The 23,341-nt window shown below is 40.4% G+C and carries 23 protein-coding genes; 6 read left to right on the forward strand and 17 right to left on the reverse strand.

What is annotated here, in order from left to right; genetic code table 11:
• Positions 1-24: 24 nt before the first annotated feature.
• The 5 genes from hemN to OCV27_RS14490 form a co-directional block, all read right to left on the reverse strand.
• On the reverse strand, positions 25-1,413 hold the full coding sequence (gene hemN, locus OCV27_RS14470) for an oxygen-independent coproporphyrinogen III oxidase (protein ID WP_125320118.1): 1,389 nt from the start codon (positions 1,411-1,413) through the stop codon (positions 25-27).
• 186 nt (positions 1,414-1,599) lie between these two features.
• Entirely contained in the window at positions 1,600-2,088 is a 489-nt protein-coding gene (locus OCV27_RS14475; protein ID WP_125320117.1) for a DUF2489 domain-containing protein, read from the reverse strand.
• Positions 2,089-2,096: 8 nt separating this feature from the next.
• The gene (gene yihI, locus OCV27_RS14480) at positions 2,097-2,654 is read right to left on the reverse strand and encodes a Der GTPase-activating protein YihI (protein ID WP_125320116.1); all 558 of its coding nucleotides are present in this window, start codon (positions 2,652-2,654) and stop codon (positions 2,097-2,099) included.
• Positions 2,654-3,292: a class I SAM-dependent methyltransferase gene (locus tag OCV27_RS14485; RefSeq protein ID WP_185759737.1), complete on the reverse strand. Its 639-nt coding sequence runs from the start codon at positions 3,290-3,292 to the stop codon at positions 2,654-2,656. The genes yihI and OCV27_RS14485 overlap by 1 nt, the downstream gene beginning before the upstream one ends.
• Positions 3,293-4,077: 785 nt before the next feature.
• Positions 4,078-4,695 (reverse strand): c-type cytochrome, encoded by a 618-nt coding sequence (locus OCV27_RS14490; protein ID WP_125320115.1) that lies wholly within the window; start codon positions 4,693-4,695, stop codon positions 4,078-4,080.
• A gap of 148 nt (positions 4,696-4,843) precedes the next feature.
• Here OCV27_RS14490 and yihA point away from each other — a divergent pair, with 148 nt between their 5' ends.
• Entirely contained in the window at positions 4,844-5,473 is a 630-nt protein-coding gene (yihA, locus tag OCV27_RS14495; RefSeq protein WP_125320114.1) for a ribosome biogenesis GTP-binding protein YihA/YsxC, read from the forward strand.
• A 397-nt stretch (positions 5,474-5,870) separates the two neighbouring features.
• Here the strand turns inward: yihA and spfP are convergent, their stop codons facing one another.
• The 4 genes from spfP to hemB all read right to left on the reverse strand — a co-directional run bounded on the left by spfP (position 5,871) and on the right by hemB (position 11,101).
• Positions 5,871-5,918, reverse strand: coding sequence for a small protein SpfP (spfP, locus tag OCV27_RS20930; protein WP_479272405.1), 48 nt, complete (start codon positions 5,916-5,918; stop codon positions 5,871-5,873).
• Positions 5,919-6,107: 189 nt separating this feature from the next.
• On the reverse strand, positions 6,108-8,903 hold the full coding sequence (polA, locus tag OCV27_RS14500) for a DNA polymerase I (RefSeq protein ID WP_125323418.1): 2,796 nt from the start codon (positions 8,901-8,903) through the stop codon (positions 6,108-6,110).
• 656 nt (positions 8,904-9,559) lie between these two features.
• Complete coding sequence (locus OCV27_RS14505) at positions 9,560-10,000, reverse strand: GNAT family N-acetyltransferase (protein ID WP_125322849.1); 441 nt, start codon at positions 9,998-10,000, stop codon at positions 9,560-9,562.
• A gap of 66 nt (positions 10,001-10,066) precedes the next feature.
• A complete protein-coding gene (gene hemB / locus OCV27_RS14510) occupies positions 10,067-11,101 on the reverse strand; it encodes a porphobilinogen synthase (protein ID WP_125322848.1) in 1,035 nt (344 codons plus the stop codon).
• A 148-nt stretch (positions 11,102-11,249) separates the two neighbouring features.
• Here hemB and OCV27_RS14515 point away from each other — a divergent pair, with 148 nt between their 5' ends.
• A complete protein-coding gene (locus OCV27_RS14515) occupies positions 11,250-12,011 on the forward strand; it encodes a TatD family hydrolase (protein ID WP_125322847.1) in 762 nt (253 codons plus the stop codon).
• A gap of 27 nt (positions 12,012-12,038) precedes the next feature.
• Here OCV27_RS14515 and tatC read toward each other — a convergent pair whose 3' ends face one another.
• The 7 genes from tatC to rmuC form a co-directional block, all read right to left on the reverse strand.
• Entirely contained in the window at positions 12,039-12,782 is a 744-nt protein-coding gene (gene tatC / locus OCV27_RS14520) for a twin-arginine translocase subunit TatC (protein WP_125322846.1), read from the reverse strand.
• Positions 12,783-12,844: 62 nt separating this feature from the next.
• Positions 12,845-13,273, reverse strand: coding sequence for a Sec-independent protein translocase protein TatB (gene tatB / locus OCV27_RS14525; RefSeq protein ID WP_125322845.1), 429 nt, complete (start codon positions 13,271-13,273; stop codon positions 12,845-12,847).
• A gap of 3 nt (positions 13,274-13,276) precedes the next feature.
• Entirely contained in the window at positions 13,277-13,513 is a 237-nt protein-coding gene (gene tatA, locus OCV27_RS14530; RefSeq protein ID WP_125322844.1) for a Sec-independent protein translocase subunit TatA, read from the reverse strand.
• A 42-nt stretch (positions 13,514-13,555) separates the two neighbouring features.
• Positions 13,556-15,190 (reverse strand): ubiquinone biosynthesis regulatory protein kinase UbiB, encoded by a 1,635-nt coding sequence (gene ubiB / locus OCV27_RS14535; RefSeq protein ID WP_125322843.1) that lies wholly within the window; start codon positions 15,188-15,190, stop codon positions 13,556-13,558.
• Positions 15,187-15,792, reverse strand: coding sequence for a ubiquinone biosynthesis accessory factor UbiJ (locus tag OCV27_RS14540; protein WP_125322842.1), 606 nt, complete (start codon positions 15,790-15,792; stop codon positions 15,187-15,189). Before OCV27_RS14540 ends, ubiB begins: the two co-directional genes overlap by 4 nt.
• Before the next feature lie 15 nt (positions 15,793-15,807).
• Complete coding sequence (ubiE, locus tag OCV27_RS14545) at positions 15,808-16,590, reverse strand: bifunctional demethylmenaquinone methyltransferase/2-methoxy-6-polyprenyl-1,4-benzoquinol methylase UbiE (RefSeq protein ID WP_125322841.1); 783 nt, start codon at positions 16,588-16,590, stop codon at positions 15,808-15,810.
• A gap of 56 nt (positions 16,591-16,646) precedes the next feature.
• On the reverse strand, positions 16,647-18,197 hold the full coding sequence (gene rmuC, locus OCV27_RS14550; protein WP_125322840.1) for a DNA recombination protein RmuC: 1,551 nt from the start codon (positions 18,195-18,197) through the stop codon (positions 16,647-16,649).
• 134 nt (positions 18,198-18,331) lie between these two features.
• Between rmuC and OCV27_RS14555 the strand changes: the two genes are divergently transcribed.
• Entirely contained in the window at positions 18,332-19,246 is a 915-nt protein-coding gene (locus OCV27_RS14555) for a DMT family transporter (RefSeq protein WP_125322839.1), read from the forward strand.
• A gap of 5 nt (positions 19,247-19,251) precedes the next feature.
• Here OCV27_RS14555 and OCV27_RS14560 read toward each other — a convergent pair whose 3' ends face one another.
• Positions 19,252-20,076 (reverse strand): HDOD domain-containing protein, encoded by an 825-nt coding sequence (locus OCV27_RS14560; protein ID WP_125322838.1) that lies wholly within the window; start codon positions 20,074-20,076, stop codon positions 19,252-19,254.
• A 269-nt stretch (positions 20,077-20,345) separates the two neighbouring features.
• Here OCV27_RS14560 and OCV27_RS14565 point away from each other — a divergent pair, with 269 nt between their 5' ends.
• From OCV27_RS14565 to OCV27_RS14575, 3 genes are all read left to right on the forward strand, one after another.
• A complete protein-coding gene (locus tag OCV27_RS14565) occupies positions 20,346-21,107 on the forward strand; it encodes a winged helix-turn-helix domain-containing protein (protein WP_125322837.1) in 762 nt (253 codons plus the stop codon).
• Between the two features lie 2 nt (positions 21,108-21,109).
• Positions 21,110-21,571, forward strand: a complete 462-nt coding sequence (locus OCV27_RS14570; protein WP_125322836.1) for a hypothetical protein — start codon at positions 21,110-21,112, stop codon at positions 21,569-21,571.
• Positions 21,572-21,762: 191 nt separating this feature from the next.
• Positions 21,763-23,241, forward strand: a complete 1,479-nt coding sequence (locus OCV27_RS14575) for an aerolysin family beta-barrel pore-forming toxin (RefSeq protein WP_125322835.1) — start codon at positions 21,763-21,765, stop codon at positions 23,239-23,241.
• Positions 23,242-23,341: the final 100 nt, after the last annotated feature.

Raw genomic sequence — 23,341 nt, forward strand, 5'->3', positions numbered from 1 at the left:
AAATACGAATAAAGAACTGGGGGGCTATATGACTCTGGAGAATTGCTGCTGACGAGCCTTGATTCGTAAATACTTATCAAAACACATACAGATGTTGCGAATCAGAAGACGGCCACGGAGCGTCACTCGGATCTCCTTTTTATCCATTTCGACTAATTCATCCTCAATGAATGTCTGTAGTAATTCAATATCATCTTTAAAATAGTGGTTAAATTGAATATCAAATTCTGATTCAAGCATTACTGTATCTAGTTTAAAATTACAAATTAGCTGCTTAATAACTTCACGTCGTAGTAAGTCATCACTATCAAGAGATAACCCCTTCCATAAGGCATGCCGCTGAGAAGTCACCTGTTGGTAATACTTTTTAAGATCTTTCTGGTTCTGAGTATATACATCTCCAACCATAGAAATGGCGGATACACCAAAGCCAACCAAATCGCATTCACCTTGAGTAGTATAACCTTGGAAGTTACGGTGCAAAATTCCGTTGCGTTGAGCTATAGCCAGCTCATCGTCGGGCTTTGCAAAATGATCCATACCAATAAATTGATAACCATTATTAGTCAGTGTCGAAATCGTTTCTTGAAGAATCGCCATCTTTTCTTCCGCGTTTGGCAAATCTTCATCTTTAATCTTACGCTGAGCAGCAAACAACTGAGGCATGTGTGCATAGTTAAAAATAGACAATCGCCCTGGTTGCATTGCTAATACTTGGGACAATGTGTTAACAAATCGTTCTTTAGTTTGCTTAGGCAAGCCATAAATCAGATCTAAGTTAGTTGAGCGAAAGCCAAGTGTTTTTGCACGCTCTACCATAGCAACAATAAAGGCTTCATCTTGCTCACGATTGACCAGTTTTTGAACCTCTTTATTGAAATCTTGAACCCCAATGCTTAAGCGGTTAAAGCCCTCTGCCTTAAGGTGATCAAGTATATCCAATTCTATCTCTCGAGGATCAACTTCAATACTGATTTCAGCATCACTTCTAAAATTGAACTCCGTCCGTAGCGTACTCATTAATCGGCTAATTTGTTGCTTGGACAAGAATGTCGGCGTACCACCACCTAAATGCAGTTGTGTCACCCTACGCCCGTGCAGTAATGATGCCCGAGTAAATATTTCCTGCTCTAATACATCTAAATATTGATCCGCTTTGTGAGCATGACGTGTGATGGCCTTATTACATCCACAGTAGTAACAAAGTTTGTGGCAGAAAGGAATATGGATATAAAGTGACAAGGGCCGCTCTGGATACTCAGTACAAGCCGCGTCATAATCAGCAATAGTAAATGCTTCGTGAAACTCCAATGCAGTAGGATAAGACGTATAACGCGGGCCAGCATAGTTATATTTATCGAGTAATGCTTGATCCCAAACTATTTGCTGGCTTACGGCGGCTAATTGAGACATGGTGTCCTTCCGTTAAGATTATCATTGGTAGGCGGCTTGGTTAACCGCGCTATTTTTCTGGCTATTTTTCCATACACAGTGGCAGAGCGTAGAGATGTATGACACTTTAAGAACACTAATAGTTAAAACTGATAACTTGGTCACTAACCAATTGAAAGGTAATTATTAAGAATATGATGCCTAACGCTAGACCATCTGAATATTGATTTGATTATTCAAAGGTTGAACTTTTTTCTGTAGCTGTTTAAGTTCTTCAATTATTGTTTGTTCTAGGCGAGATTCAGCTTTGTGGCGTGCAAGGTTTTGTTTCATGCGTTCTTTCTTCACCAATTGCTGCCGATCTTCACTACGTGCCATGTCTTTTACTATATAATAAAGCTCTGCTGTCGCTGGAAACTCTTTATCAAAATCAACACGCTCCTCCCCCTGAACATAGTCCATAATATTGTAAACACGGATGCTAATTTCCGACAAATCACACTGCCCCTGAATACCTGCCATACAAAGAATGCGTACATTTTCAAAAATATTAGCATTGCGCTTATCAATCGCAAGTTTAGTATGCTGCTGTTGCAATTCCTTTTGCTTCTTCAATTGGAGCAGAAGGTAACCTGCGTATAGTGCTAAAGTGAAAATAATCACTCCACCAATAATGGCTAACAAGGTTACATTCATCAATTGTCCTACCCTTTAAACTGATTCAAATCCAAATCTTCAAACTGCGAGAGTAACTCATCATCAGAAGAATATTTCTTCGCTGTTTTCTTCTCAGTTGGCGCAGCATCATCAGCAATAACTAATTCATCTTCAGTTTCTTGATAGATACCTAGCTGCTTCATCAAAACTTCGATACGCGCAAGTTTTTCATCAACATACTTTTGTAGACCAGCACCTAAGCTTTCACCATTATCAAGGCGATCGAGTAACACATTTAATTGAGCATCACTTTCCAGTAAATCTAGCTCTTTCTCTGCACTACGACGACGCTCAGCCTTAGTTGTTTTTTTCTCAGCCTCAACAACTAATGGGATTTTTTTCTTACTCCCTAAACGCGGATCACGCATTTGGCCTTCAGCTTGGTGTTTTTGATCTTTTCCTTCAACGTTGCGGTTACCCGTTTTCAACCCTTTACGCTTCTTATCTTTTTTACGCAAACGACCCTCTACGTCAGCTTGGGTGCGATTACGAACGACAACCAGGTCTCCATTACCACCTGATTTGATTTTTTTGTTACGGCTCATTACTGGATCTTCCTCAGTAAAATTACATCATTACCAATAAATTCAAGTTTGAGCTTATCCCGCTCGGCCAGATACTCAAACGTGTTGCGGCTATAAAAGACCACATGAGTAGGGTCATTTTTATAATGCCATCTAGCAAACGCTTCAACATCAATCACCATCTTAGTCATCAGACCAATCCAGCCACCTGGCTTAACTAAATTCAACCATTGCTGCCATATTCTACCTGGGTGATACAAGTGCTCAATCACCTCTGTGGCAGTTATAAAGTCATAAGTACGTTCCAATACCTCGGTATCCGGGTAATAATAAATATCGTACAAAGACATCTTGTGTCCCTGTTCTTCAAACATCAAAGACAGTGTCGGACCAGGGCCACAACCAAAATCCAGCCCCTCTGAGTTTGACTCAATACGTTTTATCACTGGATCTGCAACCCTAGACAAAAATGTACGGTAGCCACCATCATTTGGATCGTTCTCATGCAGATCGTAGTGGGCTTTTTCAGCCTTTGCATCCAATCGTTGAACAGAATTCACAAATACTAAGTCACACTGCTGGCACTGAAGATATGCTCGATGCTTATCTTCGTAATAATATTGCAGTCTAGAACTGCTGCAAAGTGGGCAGTGATCCATGATGACATCCTCAAACAGGGATGCGAAACATACCAGAAAGTGGCCGGAGAGTGGAGTATTATTGGGCAAATAATCATCAGTTGTGAAAAATATTATCACTACAACGCAAAAGATGAACAGTAAGCCAAAGCTAGAATAGATCTACCTTTGAATTAGACGGAGTAAAATATAAAAAAAGCGATAAGAGAATCTCATCGCTTTCTAAAGTCTTAAAATTGCCTTGCGGCCAAAATATTGCACGAAGAACGTGCACTAAATGTCCATTTGTTGTTCGCGCTTTCCATGCTAAAAAGTTTGTTTTTCACCGTCCTAGTGAATTTTAACTATCCTTTTTACTTCCTGTCTCTGGACCCATCCTTGGCCTGGTCCTTTTCATTGTCTAAGCCCTCAGACAAAATGACCATCCTTATCATGTAAGCTTCCTGCTTACTTCACTTCCTGAAAGCTAAAAGCAATTAATGACTAATCACTTTATTAGTACAAGTATTTCACTTTTAGCGCTCTGTCGATATGACCACTCTAACTTTTCACAAACTTGAAGCAATCTACATAACGAAAAAAAACATCAATCAAGTTAAAGTGAATATTATTTATTTATTTTTCATATGCTTATTTTTAATCATAAGAAAAGCCACGTAAGAATAAATGACGATCTCTCACAAAGTAACGAGAAAGATCCGCAGATCGAGAACCATAACTACTGTGACTCATCTCATACGAAAAAACCCAAGGCAATAAATGTCTTGGGCTTTTTCTGTACAGTGGTTCGAGCAAATGAGTAAAAGTTAATGTAGGCCACCAACATATTTAGATAAATTGTCGATATCTTCATCAGTCAGTTTCTTCGCAATATCACGCATCATACCGTTCATATCATTACCACGCTTACCATCACGGAATTTTTCTAGCTGGGATTTGATGTATTCAGCATGTTGACCGGATATTTTAGGGAAACCCGAAAGTTCAGTACCATTACCACGAGGGCCATGACAAGCAGTACATGCAGTAAGACCCCGATCCATGTCACCAGCCGTATATAAGGCCTTACCCTTTTGCACAACGTCTTCTGGTGTTGTATTATTCGAGATCGAGAGTGATGAGTAGTATAATGCGAGATCTTTCATATCTTGCTCAGACAAAGGCATAGCCATAGCGCTCATGACAGGGTCATAACGCCCCTGCTTACCGCTGCTGGACATACCCAACTTAAAGTCTTTAAGCTGCTTCTCAATATACTTAGCATGTTGACCTGCGATTTTAGGGTACATCGCGAGTTGACTATTGCCGTCAGCACCATGACAAGCAACACAGGTTTGAGATTTTTCTTTTCCAGCTTCGATACTACCTTGGGCCCATACAGAGCAGCTGGCTAAAAGACTCAAGATTAGCGCTAATTTCTTCATGACATTCCATTATAATTATCAAGCTTCCAGTACCACTCTGCGTAGTCACTCATGATATAATAGGCGACCTTATGCCGAGCACGGTTATTTTACACACTTTCATATAAAAGTAATCAATCGACGACACAAAGTCGAGATGGAGTTAACAGTGAGCGTAAAAATTCATTATCAAAACACCCATTTCATCACCAGCGCACCTGATATACGTCATCTGCCTGAAGATGAGGGAATCGAAGTTGCGTTCGCAGGACGTTCCAATGCAGGTAAATCTAGCTCGTTAAATCGATTAACTAACCAAAGAAGTTTAGCAAAAACGAGTAAAACGCCAGGCCGAACACAACTGATCAATCTTTTTAAGGTGACAGAAGGATGCCATATTGTTGATCTTCCGGGCTATGGTTTTGCCCAAGTTCCGCTAGAATTGAAAAAGAAGTGGCAAAAATCTTTGGGTGAATACCTGCAGAAACGCCAATGTCTAAAAGGACTTGTCGTTCTAATGGACATTCGCCATCCAATGAAGGACCTTGACCAGCAATTAATTTATTGGGCAGTGGACAGTGGTATCCCAGTACAAGTTCTTCTGACCAAAGCAGATAAACTCAAAAGTGGTGCACGTAAAGCTCAAGTTTTGAAAATAAAAGATGAGGCAGTTAGTTTTGGTGGAGACGTAAGCGTGGCAGCTTTTTCATCTCTAAAAGGTATTGGCGTAGACATTCTGAGCAATAAACTTGACCAGTGGTTTGCACCTGCCGTAACGCCACAAATTAATGAAGAGTAAGCAAAGTACCTTCGCTATCCATCATAGATAGCTATAACCTTAAGCAACCTCACTTGTGGAGTGGGGTCGTGAAATCTTTTCCATAATATCCCCCTAAGCATTACGAATATTAAATCATAGGCTCTGAAATATTCTGTCATCACTTTTACTACTGCATTTGAACAGTACTGACGTTTGATTGACCGTTAGGTAATGAAAATGAACAAGATAAATGAATTTTTATTACAAATTTAGTTTAAATTACTAAACACCATTGCAGCGATAGAAAGATGAACCAAGGTCTTCTAGTCACAATAGAATCATGTAGCAAGGAGAATCGGGTTTATATTTGTGATAAAAATCTTATTTAGATCAGATAAAAAAACGCCCCAGCCAAACACTGGCTGGGGCGACTGAATCAGCTTAATCCAATAACGTGAAACAAAAGGTCTATAAGATAGAACATCTTACCTCTGTACCCTACGCTTTGTAATGTACAACAATTGGTCATAAATTAAAACCATTTGTGTAAGTAATTTTCAAAAAAATTATTTAACTACAAAAAATGTAAAGTGGTCGCGGCTTTGATATGCATAAAAAGCCAACAATTAACTTGCTGGCTAATGTTATTTATATGAAATTAAATAACTTTTACCTAATGCGCTTGATCCCAGTTATCTCCATGGCCCGTCTCAGCAACTAAAGGAACATCAAGATTTACCGCAGATTCCATTAATTCTTGTACTTTAATTTCAATTTCAGCTAAAGCTGATTCTTCAACTTCAAAAACAAGTTCATCGTGAACCTGCATAAGTAACTTAACTCTTCCATCTCCATGCTCCTCAATCCATTGATCGACGAGTAGCATCGCCTTTTTAATAATGTCGGCAGCTGTACCTTGCATAGGAGCATTGATCGCCGCCCGTTCTGCCGCTTTGCGACGCATACCATTACGTGATTTAATTTCTGGTAAATGGAGGCGACGACCAAAAAGTGTCTCTACATAACCTTGGTCAGCCGCCGTACTTCGGGTATCTTCCATATACTGCATAACTCCCGGGTAGCGCTCAAAATAAGTATTCATATACTGTTGAGCTTCATTACGCGGAATCCCAAGTTGCTTTGCAAGACCAAAGGCACTCATTCCATAAATAAGACCAAAGTTTACCGCTTTAGCACGCCGCCGCTGTTCTGCTGAAACTTGTTCGATACCAACACCAATAATTTCAGCTGCTGTCGCAGCATGGATATCCTTACCTTGCTGGAAAGCATCAAGTAATGCTTTATCACCAGATAAGTGAGCCATAATACGCAATTCAATTTGAGAATAGTCGACCGCCATAATTTTATAACCATGCGGTGCAACAAACGCCTGACGAATACGCCGCCCCTGATCATTGCGGATAGGAATATTTTGCAAGTTAGGATCTGTTGAAGACAAACGACCCGTTGCTGTCACTGCCTGGTGATATGAAGTATGGACTCGTCCCGTTTGCGAATTAATCATCTTCGGTAGTTTATCTGTGTATGTAGATTTTAGTTTTGCTAGCCCGCGATACTCTAAAATCAGTTTGGGTAACGGATAATCTAATGCTAATTCTTGCAAGACTTCTTCGTTGGTCGAAGGAGAGCCCGAAGGTGTTTTTTTGATGACTGGTAAGCCCATCTTATCAAACAAAATAGCTTGCAGTTGCTTTGGTGAGTTCATATTAAACTCCTGCTCCGCAACTTCAAAAGCTTTCTGCTGTAGTTCATCAAGGCGTAGAGCAATCTCTTGAGATTGCGCAGTAAGCTTCATGTCATCAATTAATACTCCCGCTCTCTCCATTCGTGACAACACGGGAACGAGAGGAATTTCAACCTGCTCATAAATAACTCTTAGCTTATCATCCTTATTAATATTTTCCCTAAGACAATTATGTAAGCGAAGAGTAACATCCGCATCTTCAGCAGCGTATGGTGACGCCTCGTCTAACTCAATTTGATTAAAAGTAAGTTGCTTCTTACCTTTACCAGCAATCTGCTCGAAAGAGATACAACTGTGTTGAAGGAAACGCAGTGCTAAACTGTCCATATCATGCTTACCTCCAACGCTATTGTATACGTAAGATGCAAGCATGGTGTCGTGTTTTATTCCTTTCATTTCAATGTTATAACGCGACAATACGCTAGCATCATACTTAAGGTTTTGACCCACTTTAGCCAATGCGTCATTTTCTAGAATCGGCTTAAGTTGCTCTAAAACCCAATTGCGATCTAACTGCTGAGGAGCATCAAGGTAATCATGAGCAACAGGTACGTAGGCAGCAGTTCCTTCTTCAGTAGCAAATGACACACCGACTAAATTGGCTACCATATAATCAAGACTGTCCGTTTCAGTATCAAAAGCAAAAACATCAGCAGCCTTAAGCTTCTCTAACCAAACATTGAATGTTTGTTGATCGAGAATAGTTTCATAACTGCTGCGATCAATTGTCACTGCGGGTATATCTACATCACTAGCTGAAGATAATTTCCCAGTGCCTGCAACGGCGTTAGATTTATCATCTGCAACGATAGCACCACTACCACCTTCCAATATTTCATTGAGCCAAGACTTAAACACTAGCTGACCATAAAGTTCAATCAATTCATCAGTATTGGGCTCTGATTTGAGTAAAGAATCATGCGAATTATCTAACTCGACATCTAACTTAATCGTCGCGAGATCATAAGATAAAAATGCACTCTCTTTATTATCAATGAGCTTTTTTGCCATGGTTTTAGATCCACGAAAGCCAAGTGCAGCTATTTGATCAAGGTTATTATACAACTTTGTTAGGCCACCAATTCCTTGCAGTAATGCCGTTGCTGTCTTATCACCAACGCTTGGAACACCAGGAATGTTGTCGACCTTATCGCCCATCAAGGCTAAGTAGTCGATAATTAATTCAGGTGGGATACCAAACTTTTCAATAACTCCCTCACGGTCCATAACCACATTCGTCATGGTATTAATCAGGGTGACGTTATCATCAACCAATTGGGCCATATCTTTATCACCTGTACTAATCAAAACCGGTACCCCAGCTTGTGATGCTTGCGAGGCAAGTGTTCCGATCACATCATCAGCTTCAACACCCGGTACACAGATTAGCGGTAACCCCATTGCTTTAATAACCTTATGAAGAGGCTCAATTTGACACCTCAAATCATCAGGCATAGGAGGACGATTAGCCTTATACTCAGGGTACATGTCATCACGAAATGTTTTTCCCTTAGCATCAAACACAACAGCGATACGTTGTGAAGAAAATTGGCGCATCATACTGCGCAGCATATTCACTACGCCATACACAGCATTTGTTGGTATATCACCATTGGTCATAGTGCCAGGATAGGCGTGAAATGCGCGATAAAGGTACGAAGAGCCATCAATTAAAATCAATGGATTTTCAGGAATACGAGCCATAGTTTAAGCATCCAAGGGAAAAAGATCTGCTTAGAATGCCACGACTCTATCAGGGGATCCATGTTAACTCATCACATCTGCTCTAGATCTGTTAACAAGCTAGATCGATCTCCCCCCCCTTCTGTGGATAAGTCTGTTTATAGTATTTGTGCTCATCAATTTAACACAGTAACAAAAACGACATTAAACTATATAATTATATGTTTTATATAAGAAAAACTTAAGATCTCCAAATAAAAACCAGATCAACAAAAGATCCTTACTTGTGGAAAAGACTATTGGTGTCCTTTTATTCAAGGCTTGGTTGAATTTCTCTGATTTAGCTGTTTTTTAAACCGAAGGATAAATATGGAATGTTAGGCATAAAAAAAGCGACATCGATTTGATGTCGCCTAGCAAAAATTTGTTAAAGCATTCTATATTGAACAATATGCTTTAACATAAAGCTATAAATTACACTGGAAGCAATGTGAGCAATGTCGTGTCAAATTGAATCAGTAAAAGTTCGCGCATTTTGTATCTTTGCCGTATTCATTTGAAAAAAGCAAATCTACATCTTGGTAAACTTCTCTTATTCCCTAAGACAAGATAAATAATAATTATTCTCATTTAAATCGTCAAGTGTTAAATGAGAAAAAGTCTCATTTATTTTGATCTCATAGCTGTATTTGTTTAATAAAATGGATTCGAGAATCAGTTAATAGTGGTTTTCTTTCAAACCCTTCTATCAAATAGCCATTATTAATCAATAACTTGATCATTCTTGGAAATTGATTGCGAGATTTTACCTTCAATTGTGAATAGCCATGCTGTTTAGCCCACAATTCTTGATATTCAAGCAGACTTTGCGCGACTCCCTTATTGCGAGCCAATGGAGAGACCCCTCCAAACCAGCTGTAAAAGATGGATTTATCTATTTCATAACCAATCTTAAAACCTAGCAATTGCCCACTCTCTTCAGCGATTTGAATCAGGCACTGCTTACCAATTAAGCGATTAGTCAAGCTCTCGACAGACTCTTTTTGCTCAAACTCATGAATAAGTTGTACAAGCTCAACACACTCCTCAAGCGTGCCGATACGACATTCGATGCTCATTTCACCCCAAAAAAAAGAGCCGACAATTGTCAGCCTTTGTAAGAATAAATAAGATTATTGTACTGATTATAAAAACTTGCCTGGCTCAGCATTGTCTTGTGCCAGCCATTCAGCCACATCCTTCGCAAAATAAGTTAGGATGCCATCAGCACCTGCGCGCTTAAAACAAAGTAATGATTCCATCACAGTCTCACGCTCTTTTAACCAACCATTTTGAAAAGCCGCTTTGTGCATAGCATATTCACCTGACACCTGATACGCAAAAGTCGGTACTTTCAGCTCGGCTTTAACCCGACGTACAACATCAAGATAAGGCATACCTGGTTTAACCATAACCATATCCGCGCCTTCATTGATATCCATAGCAACTTCATGAACGGCCTCATCGCTATTAGCAGGGTCCATCTGATAGTTATTTTTGTTACCACCCTTGAGGTTATTCGCAGAGCCAACTGCATCTCGAAATGGTCCGTAGTAATGAGATGCATATTTGGCCGAATAAGCCATAATTTGAGTATTAATATATCCAGCGTCTTCTAGTGCTTCACGAATAGCTCCTATCCTCCCATCCATCATATCTGATGGAGCAACCACATCAGCGCCCGCTTCGGCATGGGACAAGGCTTGTTTTATCAACACTTCTGTTGTCTCATCATTCTGGACATAGCCTTCTTCGTCGATAATTCCATCTTGTCCATGGGTAGTAAAAGGGTCCAAAGCCACATCAGTAATAACACCAATTTCCGGCACATGCTCTTTCAATGAGCGTACAGCCCTCTGCACCAAACCTTCAGAATTATAAGCCTCTGCAGCACACAAGCTTTTAGCATCTTGATTCACCACTGGGAACAAAGCAATTGCAGGTACCCCTAATCTAGCAAGGTACTGCGCTTCTTCTAACATCAGATCAATAGATAAGCGCTCAACTCCAGGCATAGACTCTACTGTCTCACGACGATCTTTACCCATCAAAATGAACATAGGATAAATCAAGTCACTGACGGTCACTTGACTCTCAGCCATAAGGCGGCGGCTAAAATCATGCTTGCGTATACGGCGCATACGGCGACCAGGAAACTGGCCTTGAATGGAAACGGACACTGTATTCTCCTTATGTGGTGAAAGTGCTTGATTTGCATAATATCACTCCTGAGGCCTTAGGCTAGCAGCAAGTGATAAAAATACAAAAAATGACCAAATGCTCACACTGCCGTATACTCTGGCCAACCAAGCTTTAAAGAGACAAACAATGATCGATACTCACGCGCACATTTATGCCAGCGAATTTGATAATGACCGCGATCAGGTTGTAGCAAGAGCACTCGCCCAAGGCATAGATAAAATCTTGCTGCCCAACATAGATATTGAATCTATCCAACCCATGCTGCAAACCGAAGCTGCTTATCCTGATGTATGTCATTCTATGATGGGACTTCATCCATGTTATGTTGATGCAAATATTGATCATACTTTACAAATAATTCATAACTGGTTTGAAAAGCATCCTTTTATTGCTGTTGGCGAAATTGGTATCGACCTTTATTGGGACAAGACGTACAAAGTTGAACAAGAAAAAGCTTTTACTACTCAGTTGAACTGGGCCAAAGAGATGAAACTGCCCGTTGTAATCCACACCCGGGACTCCATACAAGAAACGCTAGACTTGCTAAGTCAGGAGCAAGATGGCTCACTTTCTGGTGTATTTCACTGTTTTGGTGGTGATATAGAACAAGCTAAAGCCATTAATGGCTTAGGGTTTCATCTTGGTCTTGGCGGGGTAAGCACATTCAAAAATGGCGGCATGGATAAAGTCATCCCGTCGTTAGATATGAATTACATCCTGCTTGAAACTGACTGCCCCTATTTGGCACCGGTTCCGCATAGAGGAAAGCGCAATGAGCCAGCTTACATTTCATTAGTTGCAAAGCGAATTGCTGAATTACGAGAAAGTACTCTGGAAGAAGTTATAAACACTACCACTAAAAACGCAAATAACTTATTTTTGATATGACGTGGAATTGTCTTTTATGTAAGAAAATCAACTTTTAGAGTTCTTTGCTTGGGTACCCATATAAAACCGTGCAAAAAACAGCCCCACTTCAAACAACAAGCACATAGGTATCGCTAGTAATGTCTGGGAAATAATATCAGGTGGCGTCAGCATCATACCAACCACAAAGGCTCCCACAATGATATAGGGCCTCTTTTCACTTAAGCTTTTAGGATCAGTTGCTCCTGTCCAACACAATAAAATAATTGCTACCGGCACTTCAAAAGCAATTCCAAATGCAAGAAAAAGAGCCAAAACAAAATCCAAGTAGCTCGAGATATCGGTTGCAAACTCTACCCCACCCAATGAAATTGCAGTAAAAAAACCAAACACCAAGGGAAAAACCACAAAGTAAGCAAAAGCGACACCACAATAAAACAACAATGAACTGGAAAACAAAAGTGGCATAATTAAGCGGCGCTCATGTTTATATAGCCCCGGAGCAACAAAAGCCCACACTTGGTATAAGATAAAAGGCACCGCAACAAAAACTGATGCAATTAGAGTCAGTTTAAGTGGAGTAAAAAAAGGTGATGCGACATCTGTAGCTATCATAGTCGCCCCCTCTGGCAGGCGCTCTATAAGTGGCGCAGAGACAAACTCATAAATATTATTTGCAAAATAGACCAACCCAATAAATACAACTAAGACAGCGATGAGTGCACGAAGCAAACGGCTACGCAGTTCCAAAAGATGACTAATCAAAGGCTGCGTTTGCTCAACAGATGGCATGAAAACCCCTACTGGAAAATATACACAGGAGTCGCTTACAACCACTCCTACTCAAAGTAAAACTATTCAACTTTTTTGTCTGCTAAAGGTACCGATTCACCACTTAAAGCTTCATTGTCTGGAGGGACTTTAGCGTCAGAAGTTCGAGTCTTCTCTACTTCTTCCGTATCTCCAGCTTCTGTTATCACTTCCTTTGCCTTGGAGTAAGGATGCTGAACATCTTGAGCTGCCTGCTTGAGCTCATCAACAGATAACTTAAGTTCTGGAGACAACTCTTCCATCCCCATTTTTTCAGCTTTGCGCAAGTTTTCTTGTAGCTCTTGTACTTTTAGCTCATGAGATATTTCATCTTTAACATTATTAGCCATTTTTTTCGCAGAGCCCACAAAGCGAGATACACTACGAATAGCATGGGGCAAGCGCTCAGGTCCCAGAACGACTAGTCCAACGACAGAGATTAATACCAGCTCCCAAAAACCGATATCAAACACTGGTTATACCTGCTCTTTATCTTTTTTACTTTCGGCAGTAGCATCCGCTTTCTGCTGATCGATATGTTTAGGCTCAAAATCTGCATCTTTCTTCGCTGATTCATCCTCACTCATAGCTTTCTTAAACCCCTTCACCGCGCCGCCTAAGTCGCCACCCATACCCCGTAGCTTCTTGGTACCGAACAAAAGAACCACAATGACGGCAATAATAAGAAGTTGCCAAATACTAATACCACCCATTTTCTATACCTCAAACTAATCCAAACCAATAAAGTCTATCGTCTATTGACGATAGGCTTTCCAACTAAACAACCAAAATAATACACCACCAATGGTTGTGACCAACGATAGCTGCTCATATGGGCTGGTTACCAATATGGCTGAGCATACGACTAATGTCGCTCCAATCCCAAATAAAAACTTTCCTGTCATCTGGTTACGCTTACTGGCACGATAGCCATAATACAGCTGATCCATACGCTGATTTATCATTTTGCCTTGGCGCAAACTGTCATACAACAATTCAGGCAACTCTGGCAATTTTTCAGCCCAAAATGGCGCTCGGTCTCTCACTGCATTCAATAGAGCTTTAGGTCCAATCTGATTCATCATCCACTCCTCAAGGAATGGCTTAGCGGTTTGCCACAAGTCAAGTCGGGGATACAGTTGACGACCTAGCCCTTCAACATACAATAAGGTCTTCTGTAACAAGACCAATTGCGGCTGAACTTCCATATTGAAGCGACGAGCAGTATTGAACAAATTCAGTAACACATGGCCAAAAGAAATTTCACACAATGGCTTCGCAAAAATAGGCTCACATACCACTCTGATGGCACATTCAAATTCATCAAGGTTCGTCTGTCGTGGAACCCAACCCGACTCTACGTGTAGCTCAGCAACTCGGCGATAATCGCGATTAAAAAAGGCTAAAAAGTTCTCTGCTAAATAACGCTTATCTTCTGTGTTTAATGTACCCACTATGCCACAATCCAAACCAATCCATTGTGGATTCTCCGGATGCTCTGGATTAACAAATACGTTGCCTGGGTGCATATCTGCGTGAAAAAAGCTGTCTCGGAACACTTGAGTAAAAAACACACTAACACCGCGCTCAGCTAACAGCTTCATATCAGTGCCATTCGCTTTTAATCCATCAATGTCTGACACTTGGATGCCATATATTCGCTCAGAAACCATGACATTTTTATTACTAAAGTCCGTAAAAACTTCAGGAATATACAATTCTTCGCTGTCTTCGAAATTTCTTCTTAGCTGAATAGCATTCGCCGCTTCTCGCTGCAAATCCAATTCATCAAGTAGGGTTTTTTCATATTCCCGAACAACTTCTACCGGCTTCAAACGCCGTGCTTCAGGTAAAGCTTTTGCAACTATACGTGCCATTCGATACATGAGTTTTAGATCAGCATCAATAACTGGGCGAATATCTGGCCTAATGACCTTTAACACGACTTGTTGGCTAGTCGACTTCAGTCTTGCCGTGTGTACTTGAGCAATGGATGCAGAAGCAAGCGGCTCGATATCAAATTCTGTAAACCAGTTTTCAACCGGACCACCCAGTGCCAGTTCAATCTGTTCTTTGGCGAACTGACCATCAAAAGGTGACACCTGATCCTGAAGAAGCGCTAGGGGATCAGCAATATTGGCAGGGAACAAATCGCGTCGTGTTGACATCATCTGACCAAACTTGATCCATACCGGGCCTAACTCTTGAAGAGCTAAACGCAGCCTCTCTCCCAATTCTTTATCTACATGTTTATTTTTAATCCAGAACAAAGCTTTTCTGGCAATCAGTGGGGCTTTAGTTAATTGATGCTCAGGGAGGAATTCATCTAAACCATATTCAAGCTGAACCTTGATAATTCGATAAAGACGTCTTAATTCAGCTGGAGTCATAAGCGTTCCGCCAGTTTATTCAATTTCATTTCAATACGAGCGGCCCAACTGACTACATCATCTACTTGATCACAGAAATGCGCTAACTCCAAAGGTGCTGGGACCAACTTCCACTCTTCAGTCATAGCTTGAGCAAGGTGATTACGATGTTTTTCTGCCTTCGTCTTGATAAATCGTCCTATGTCAGACGCGCTTTGAACTAAGCTATGCGCTACTACATCACCCGTAATTCTTGATAACCATTCTTCAATATCAGGTTTACAGTCAATCATAAGTTGGGAGAATTGTTGTGCTAACTTAATATCTCCCTCCAGCGTCAATTTATCTTGCTTAATCAACTTAGTAATATTCGATTGCTCACGCAGCTCGGGTAAGATAGCAAGGTTAAGGGATAGGTAACAATCTGGTTTACCTTCGTAGCCGGATAGCACATCGATTTGCTGACTAAACACAAAGGTAATGATTTTGTTGAGCTCTCTCAAATGAACTTGGATTACCTGACCTTTCAGTCTAGATAAACGACGTACAAGCTCAGGATCATCGTTAATCAAAGTGTTAAGAGTCGATTCTATTGATGCTGTCACAAGTGGTTCAAATAGCATAACAGTCTTTTTACCTCAAAACTTGTAACCACGATGAAGGGCTACAATACCACCTGTTAAATTGTGGTAACTGGTATTTTCAAAACCCGCCTCTGCCATCATACCTTCCAATGTACCCTGATCAGGGTGCATTCGAATAGACTCAGCTAAATAGCGATAACTCTCCGCATCATCAGCCACCAACTCTCCTATTTTAGGTAATAAATGGAAAGAATACGCATCGTATAGCTTTGACAATGGCTCAAATGTTGGCTTAGAGAACTCTAGTACCAATAGTCTGCCACCTGGTTTCAATACACGAAACATCGACGCTAAAGCTTTGTCTTTATCAGTCACATTACGCAGACAAAAACCGATGGTGATGGCATCAAAATAGTTATCGGGGAAAGGTAATTCTTCTGCATTGGCCTGAACATAGTGAACATTACCAACAATACCACTATCACGCAGTTTATCACGACCGACATTGAGCATTGAATTATTGATATCGGCTAAAATAACATGTCCTTTTTCGCCAACAATACGTGAAAACTTAGCCGTTAGGTCTCCGGTACCACCACCGAGATCAAGCACACGATGCCCTGGTCGAACACCACTGCAATCTATCGTAAATCGCTTCCAAAGACGATGAACTCCCGCTGACATCAAGTCATTCATGATATCGTATTTAGCAGCAACAGAGTGGAATACTTGTGCTACCTTGGCGACTTTTTCCTCTTTCGCTACTGTGGTGAAACCAAAGTGGGTCGTTTCATTTGATTCTAAAGCTGTGTTCGACTTCACGCCTGTATCCGTCATGCTGATTCCTCTTCGAGCAACGCTATGAATAAATACGAGCTCAGCGTTGCGAGAGATTAGTTTACTTTATCCTCTGCCTGTTGTCTTTGGGCGATAGAATCATTTTCACTCAAGAGATTATTTTCCGCAGGACTGTCGTATTGAGCCAAGCTAGTAATACTTTGAGATATTGGTCTTTTCACCTCAACGCCAAGTTGCTTAAAGCTTTCAGCTTGACGAATAAGGTTACCTCGCCCACTGACAAGCTTATTCATTGCGCCTTGATAGCTTTGGTTAGCTTTATCTAATGCACCGCCTAGGTTTTGCATATCATCGACAAACAAACGCAACTTATCGTACAACTTGCTTGCCTTATCCGCGATAACTTGAGCATTTTGGTTTTGATGCTCATTACGCCATAAATTATCTATTGTACGCAGCGCCACCAACAAAGTTGTCGGGCTAACCACAATGATATTTTGTTCTAGCGCATCTTTAATCAAACTTGGATCAGCTTGAATAGCAAGCTGAAAAGCAGGTTCTACAGGCACAAACATCAACACATAATCAAGACTTTGTATTCCTTTAAGCTTATGATAGTCTTTTTGTGATAGCCCTTTAATATGCGCTCTAATTGATAGCAGGTGCTCACTTAATGCTTTATCTCTTGCTTGATTTGATTGTGCATTAAAATATCGCTCATAGGCTACCAATGCCATTTTTGAATCCACAACAACCTGCTTATTCTGCGGCAAATAGACAATCACATCCGGTTGAAATCGTTTACCTGCTTCGTCTTGTAAACTAACCTGAGTTTGGTATTCATGCCCTTCCCGTAAGCCAGATTCAGCCAATACACGCGCTAATACGACCTCGCCCCAATTTCCTTGCTGCTTATTATCCCCCTTGAGCGCTTGAGTTAAGTTAACTGCTTCTTGGGTCATTTGCTCATTTAGTTTCTGTAAACCCTTTAGCTCATGAACTAGAGTATGACGCTCTTTTGCTTCTAGGGTAAAACTGTCATTAACCTGTTTTTTAAAGCTTTCCAACTGTTCTTTAAGTGGTGACAAAAGCCCTTCCAAACTTTGTCGATTCTGTTGATCAACTTTTGCTGTTTTATCATCAAACAATTGATGCGCTAAATGTTCAAATTGTTGTTTTAATCTAGATTCTGCCTGCTCAAGTATTTGCAGCTTTTCCTGATTAGATTTATTTGCTTCTTTATGTCGAGCATCTTGCTCTCTTAATTGAGCATCAAGTTGAGCCTTTTGCTCTCGACTAAGATCTAGCTGAGTCGAATAATGTTGGCGTTCTTGCTTAACTGTTTCTAGATAGCGTAGTTTTTCAAGTGCCGTCATAAGTTGACCGTGCGATTGTTGTAGTTCATATGCCGCCTTATCACGCTCACTATCTAGATTCTCTAGCTCTTGATTCGCCTGAGTCAGCTCTTTTTGCAACTGACTAATTTGGCCGTTCAAAAGTTGCTGACTCGATTCCAGTTGTTGTTTTAAGAGTTTATGTTCAAAGTGCATCTGTTGCCGAACCCACCAGCCAACCAAGATACCACTCAAAGCCATACAACTTAATGTGGCCATAACAAAAGCAGTGTTATCTAGAATCCATTGCATAATAGGGAGTTAACTCATATTTTTGATATTAGTTAAATGGTATTTTACTACTGGATAAATGTCCAGTCTGTCGGTCAGATATCAAACCGATAGACTAACGCGACTAGTTATATATTTTGACACAAGGAAATGTCATGAACGAACGTCGAGCTATTGGTCTAGGCCTGTCTGCTGTACTTCTATGGTCTACAGTGGCCACAGCTTTTAAGTTAACATTAGCCGAACTATCTCCAATCCAAATGCTAACTATAGCCAGTATAGTGTCGACACTCGCATTAACTCTTGTATGTAGCTATCAGAAAAAGCTGTCATCTATCGGCAATGTATTTTGTGCTAACCCTTTCTACTATGTACTGCTCGGGGCTATCAACCCGCTATCTTATTATCTCATTTTATTTAAGGCTTATGAGCTTCTTCCTGCTTCTCAAGCTCAAGCGATCAATTATAGTTGGGCTATTACATTAACCTTGATGGCCGCTATATTCCTCAAACAAAAAATACGTAAACAAGATTGGATAACATGCTGCTTAAGCTATTTCGGGGTAATAGTAATTGCAACTAAAGGTGATATTTTAAGTATGAACTTTGATAGTCCATTAGGTGTTGGTCTAGCACTACTATCGACTTTATTGTGGGCAGGTTATTGGATCCTCAATACTAAAAATAAAGCCGATCCCATCATTAGTATTTTACTCGGCTTTATTGTAGCGACTCCATGTACAATTATTTTAAGCTGGATTGAAGGAAATAGCTGGATCGGTATTTCGTCACAAGGGTGGCTTGCTGCTACTTATGTGGGTTTTTTTGAAATGGGCATAACTTTTGTACTGTGGCTTAGTGCATTAAAGCTCACTCAAAATACCGCTCGAATCAGTAATCTTATCTTTGCTTCACCATTCATTTCTTTGGTATTGCTAGCCAATATCATCGGCGAGCAAATACATCCGACAACATTAATAGGACTTATCTTGATTGTCTTTGGCCTTGTAACCCAGCAGATCAAATTTAGAAAAAAAGAACAATATCCTCAAAAGGTCAACACGCCCTAATAAATTTAAAATAGTTGATAGGCCATTTCACTTCCTTGGCCTCGAACTAAATCAAGTTTTTCAGTAAGGTTGGTTTTTATACTCAGAGCAACAGCCGCTTTATGCTTTTTTAAATAGCTCTGTTTTTCTTTAGCACTTGACATAGAATCCCAGTGCAGATCAATATCCCGAGCCAGAAATACCAAACAAGCTAGTCTTTTTGATTCAACGGCTTTGCCAGGGTGATTGACATTAGCAATAGCATCAATCAACTCTGCCGGAAACTTCCAACTTTCAGCTAGAGCCGCCCCAAGCTGTTGGGAGTCAGCACCAAGAACTTCTCTTTGCACCTCAACTGAATGACCTCCTTTCTCAACAAGTTGATTGATCTCTAAAGCTTTTTCTGGTTCAAGAGAATGAATCATAAGCTCACCAATATTGTGTAAAATACCAGCAATAAATGCTTCATTAGGATCAACTTTAACTTCTTTCGCTATTGCACCAGCAATCGTTGCCACCTCAAAGGTGCTTGCCCAATAGTCTTTAATATTTAATGTCTCTAGCTTGGGGAAGGTAGAAGCAAGGATGGAAGAAGAAATAAGATTACGAATTGCTCCAATACCTATTCTGACAATAGCATCATTAATATTAGATACACCCTTCACACCACCGAACTGAGCTGAGTTAGCCATTCTCAATACACGAGCCAACAAAACTTGATCCATGGCCATTTTCTTTGCCAACTCACTAAAATCAATCTGATCACTGTTGACCATCTCAAGAAGTTCCTGAAGCACACTTTCGATCCTTGGCAATTCATTGATTCTTGAGATCAACGTTTTATAGCTCATACATTTCCCCAGTAAACAACACCTTTCTCATTAAATATAGGACAGAAATAACTTGAGAGATCCATTAGTCAGGCATCTCATGCTGAAATGACATCGCAAAAAATAAGCAACTTAGTTCATATTATTGGTAAGGATATCACAAATGAGCCATACCTATTCAAAGCCGAGTATTCGTCAATTGATCAAAATGCATTCATGTACTTACCTTGTGTTAGCATTTCATTGGTGATGTTCAATGAAAGTTTGGCTCACCACATAAACCTGATGATATGATTTTATTTAATTCTGTTAACAACAAACTATCAAATGACCATTTAACAGCCAAAATTGGCTATCGAGAGGCACAGGTCCTTGACCTCTTAATCCAGAACTCTCCAAATGTAGTGAAAAAAAGTGACATAATTCAGTACGCTTGGGGAAATCAATATATTGGCGAAACCTCTCTGGCTAAAAGTATTAGCGCATTGCGACATGCACTATTAAAACTCGGCACGAAGGAGTCACCGATAGTCACAGTGCCAAAAGTGGGTTATCGACTTGTCGTTGACTATATTGACTATGAGACGCCAGAGTCCAAACAAGCGCAAAATCAAAAGAAGATAGTGTGCAGCCTATCGAATCCCGTACTAAGAGCGACAGCTGAAAATGAATCAATAGTTACTCTTTATCACTACAGGACTGCTATCTGTTATCTAACCACGTTGACCCTACTTTTTGCTGCTTTTATATTATCGCTGAGTAAGTCGTATGGTTGGAAATGGGAGGAAGGAGAAAGTAGGCACTCACTTACAATAGAGAAGGTCGGCAAGATTGAAGTTATTAGTGCTCAGAATACGCCTCTAACTCCCTCAATCCATCAGCTGTTATCCCAACACCAATGCTACTGTGTGGTATATCTAGAACAAAACGACCAATACTCAGAGCTATCATGGATGGATAGAAACAGTAGTCGCTCAATTAATATTTTCTATTCCAAAGGACAGCTCAATTACGTTTCCGAATACATCGCAGATTTCATGCAAGAAAATTAGCTATGGTCCCTTATCTCACAGCCGCCTTATCCATAGTGGTGTTTGCTTTGGTATTAGCTCTGCCTTGGTCAAACACAGTTGAAGGTAATCACTATCAACACACTGAGATTTATCTCCAAGATGATCACAGTGTCTTTCGCTCTGACGGTATAACCCGCATTAAAAATAATAATGTCGTTCACTTAGCTTCATTGCAAGACAGCACTATGACAAAACCTATTGTGGTTCGTTTCGCCGGAACAGCAAAGTCGTTCAACCAATTCGGTTTTTCCCTTTCAGGTAGCCTTAACTTACTCTCAATACAAAACCTCAGACCTATTATCGATGATGCAATAATTTCACCCTACCTACTGCTCAATGATGACCCCTATTCACTCGATATAGATATCCTCTACACAGCAGAAGATTACGTAATCATCCGTGAAAGGCATAACGGTAGAGTCAAACTACTCGCCAATCGCTAGAGCAAATATTCCATCAGCTTCCCAATATCAATAAAAGAATCCACACAAGGTGCTGATTCATAGCAGGAATAAAATTCAATTCTTTTCAATACTTCACTATTTATGAGTGTGGAAAGGTAGCCAAGTTGAATTAACAAAAATTCAACAATAAAGCACAACTTCATAAACACCAGACATAAAGGGGAATAACTATGTCTTTCGTGCAAATATCTGTGTTAGCTACTATCATCCTTGCTGCGTTAACCACAAGCGTGCAAGCAAAAATCTATCCTGACCAACTTATTATCGATACACTTGGTGACGACACTTGCCGCTCAGGTTATCGTCCCATTGATCGCTTCGAAGCTGCGCAGCAAAAGGATTATCTGATTGCTCGAATGGGTCAATGGCAAATCACTGGTTTACAGGATAATTGGGTCATTATGGGAGCTAATTACTATGGTCAAATTAAGCAAGACCTACCAAACCATCAAACTTGGTGCTATCCCAAACAAGCGATATCTGAAATACCTCGCTACGCTTCAAAGTCTATCAGTGAAGGCAATGAACTTGATATCCAACATCAACTCGTAACCAATCAAGAAAACTTTGTAAGGCCACTTAGTTACCTCGCTCATTACTTAGGTTATGCATGGGTTGGGGGTAACCATAGCCAGTATGTCGGAGAAGATATGGATATAAGACGTAAAGGTGAAAGTTGGGTGATTCAAGGTAATAGTGATGGTACTTGTAATGGTTACCGCTGTGATGAAAAAACAAAAATCACTATAGGGAATTTTGCCTATACCCTTAACAACAATAATTTTTGGCATGGTCTGGTAACAGAGTCTGAGCAAGAATTAGTAAAAACAATCACGGCTGTTGCACGTAATTATACTGACGTTCCTCAACAAGTTGTTGTAGATTTAAAAGTTGACGAATCCACCAATTGGTCAAAGTCTAATAGTTTCGGTTTTGCCCAAAAGGTTGCGACGGAAAATACCTTTAAATGGCCTTTAGTTGGTGATACAAAACTAACTATTAGTCTTGAGGCCAACCAAAGCTTTTCCAGTACCAATGGTGGTTCAAGTAGTGAGCATGTTACGCTTCAAGCTAGACCAACCATACCTGCAAATTCTGAAATCCCAATTAGAGTTGAACTTTATCGCTCAACTATTTCTTACCCCTATCGATTTGGCGCTAATCTCAGCTATGACATAGAATTTAATGGATTTTTACGCTGGAGTGGTAACGCTTGGTCTACTCATCCGGAAAACCGCCCTACCCGTGCCCATACTTTTACAATAGGCCGAACCGGTAACAACTCAGCTGATCTGCGCTACCAATGGGATCATCGCTACATTCCAGGTGAAGTAAAATGGTGGGACTGGAGCTGGGCAATCAATGAACACGGCCTTAGCAACATGCAATATGTTACTGGAGCAAGCTTGCGACCATTTCACTCATATGTATCTGGAGACTTTTACGCTGAATCTCAATTCGCAGGAAACATAGAGATAGGTCAAGCCACACCAGTGGAAAATAAAAGCTCGCTCAATCGGAATAAACATTCAACATCAATAGTAAATTACAAAGCCGGTCAGCTTGATGTTTCCAGTAATTTCGATCAACAAGAACTTGAGCTACTCGGCTTTACCAATGCTAAGCTAACCATAACCCCTGCAGAATAGGCGGTATAATTATTCTGCTAGATTAAAAAGGAAGAGCAATAACTCTTCCTTTCTTTAATTAAACATGTGAAATGTGTAGCAAAAAATAATCTGATGGTAA

It is taken from the genome of Vibrio pectenicida (genome assembly GCA_024347015.1).
Taxonomy (GTDB): domain Bacteria; phylum Pseudomonadota; class Gammaproteobacteria; order Enterobacterales; family Vibrionaceae; genus Vibrio; species Vibrio pectenicida.

Excerpts from the sequence above, each read along its gene's own strand:
- OCV27_RS14540 (WP_125322842.1), bottom strand. The coding sequence starts at position 15,792 with ATGCTATTTGAACCACTTGTGACAGCATCAATAGAATCGACTCTTAAC.
- OCV27_RS14570 (WP_125322836.1), top strand. The coding sequence starts at position 21,110 with ATGGTCCCTTATCTCACAGCCGCCTTATCCATAGTGGTGTTTGCTTTG.
- OCV27_RS14575 (WP_125322835.1), top strand. The coding sequence starts at position 21,763 with ATGTCTTTCGTGCAAATATCTGTGTTAGCTACTATCATCCTTGCTGCG.
- hemN (WP_125320118.1), bottom strand. The coding sequence starts at position 1,413 with ATGTCTCAATTAGCCGCCGTAAGCCAGCAAATAGTTTGGGATCAAGCA.
- polA (WP_125323418.1), bottom strand. The coding sequence starts at position 8,903 with ATGGCTCGTATTCCTGAAAATCCATTGATTTTAATTGATGGCTCTTCG.
- OCV27_RS14505 (WP_125322849.1), bottom strand. The coding sequence starts at position 10,000 with ATGAGCATCGAATGTCGTATCGGCACGCTTGAGGAGTGTGTTGAGCTT.
- OCV27_RS14555 (WP_125322839.1), top strand. The coding sequence starts at position 18,332 with ATGAACGAACGTCGAGCTATTGGTCTAGGCCTGTCTGCTGTACTTCTA.
- OCV27_RS14565 (WP_125322837.1), top strand. The coding sequence starts at position 20,346 with ATGATTTTATTTAATTCTGTTAACAACAAACTATCAAATGACCATTTA.
- yihI (WP_125320116.1), bottom strand. The coding sequence starts at position 2,654 with ATGAGCCGTAACAAAAAAATCAAATCAGGTGGTAATGGAGACCTGGTT.
- rmuC (WP_125322840.1), bottom strand. The coding sequence starts at position 18,197 with ATGCAATGGATTCTAGATAACACTGCTTTTGTTATGGCCACATTAAGT.
- tatC (WP_125322846.1), bottom strand. The coding sequence starts at position 12,782 with ATGCCATCTGTTGAGCAAACGCAGCCTTTGATTAGTCATCTTTTGGAA.
- OCV27_RS14475 (WP_125320117.1), bottom strand. The coding sequence starts at position 2,088 with ATGAATGTAACCTTGTTAGCCATTATTGGTGGAGTGATTATTTTCACT.
- OCV27_RS14515 (WP_125322847.1), top strand. The coding sequence starts at position 11,250 with ATGATCGATACTCACGCGCACATTTATGCCAGCGAATTTGATAATGAC.
- ubiE (WP_125322841.1), bottom strand. The coding sequence starts at position 16,590 with ATGACGGATACAGGCGTGAAGTCGAACACAGCTTTAGAATCAAATGAA.
- tatA (WP_125322844.1), bottom strand. The coding sequence starts at position 13,513 with ATGGGTGGTATTAGTATTTGGCAACTTCTTATTATTGCCGTCATTGTG.
- OCV27_RS14485 (WP_185759737.1), bottom strand. The coding sequence starts at position 3,292 with ATGGATCACTGCCCACTTTGCAGCAGTTCTAGACTGCAATATTATTAC.
- OCV27_RS14560 (WP_125322838.1), bottom strand. The coding sequence starts at position 20,076 with ATGAGCTATAAAACGTTGATCTCAAGAATCAATGAATTGCCAAGGATC.
- OCV27_RS14490 (WP_125320115.1), bottom strand. The coding sequence starts at position 4,695 with ATGAAGAAATTAGCGCTAATCTTGAGTCTTTTAGCCAGCTGCTCTGTA.
- ubiB (WP_125322843.1), bottom strand. The coding sequence starts at position 15,190 with ATGACTCCAGCTGAATTAAGACGTCTTTATCGAATTATCAAGGTTCAG.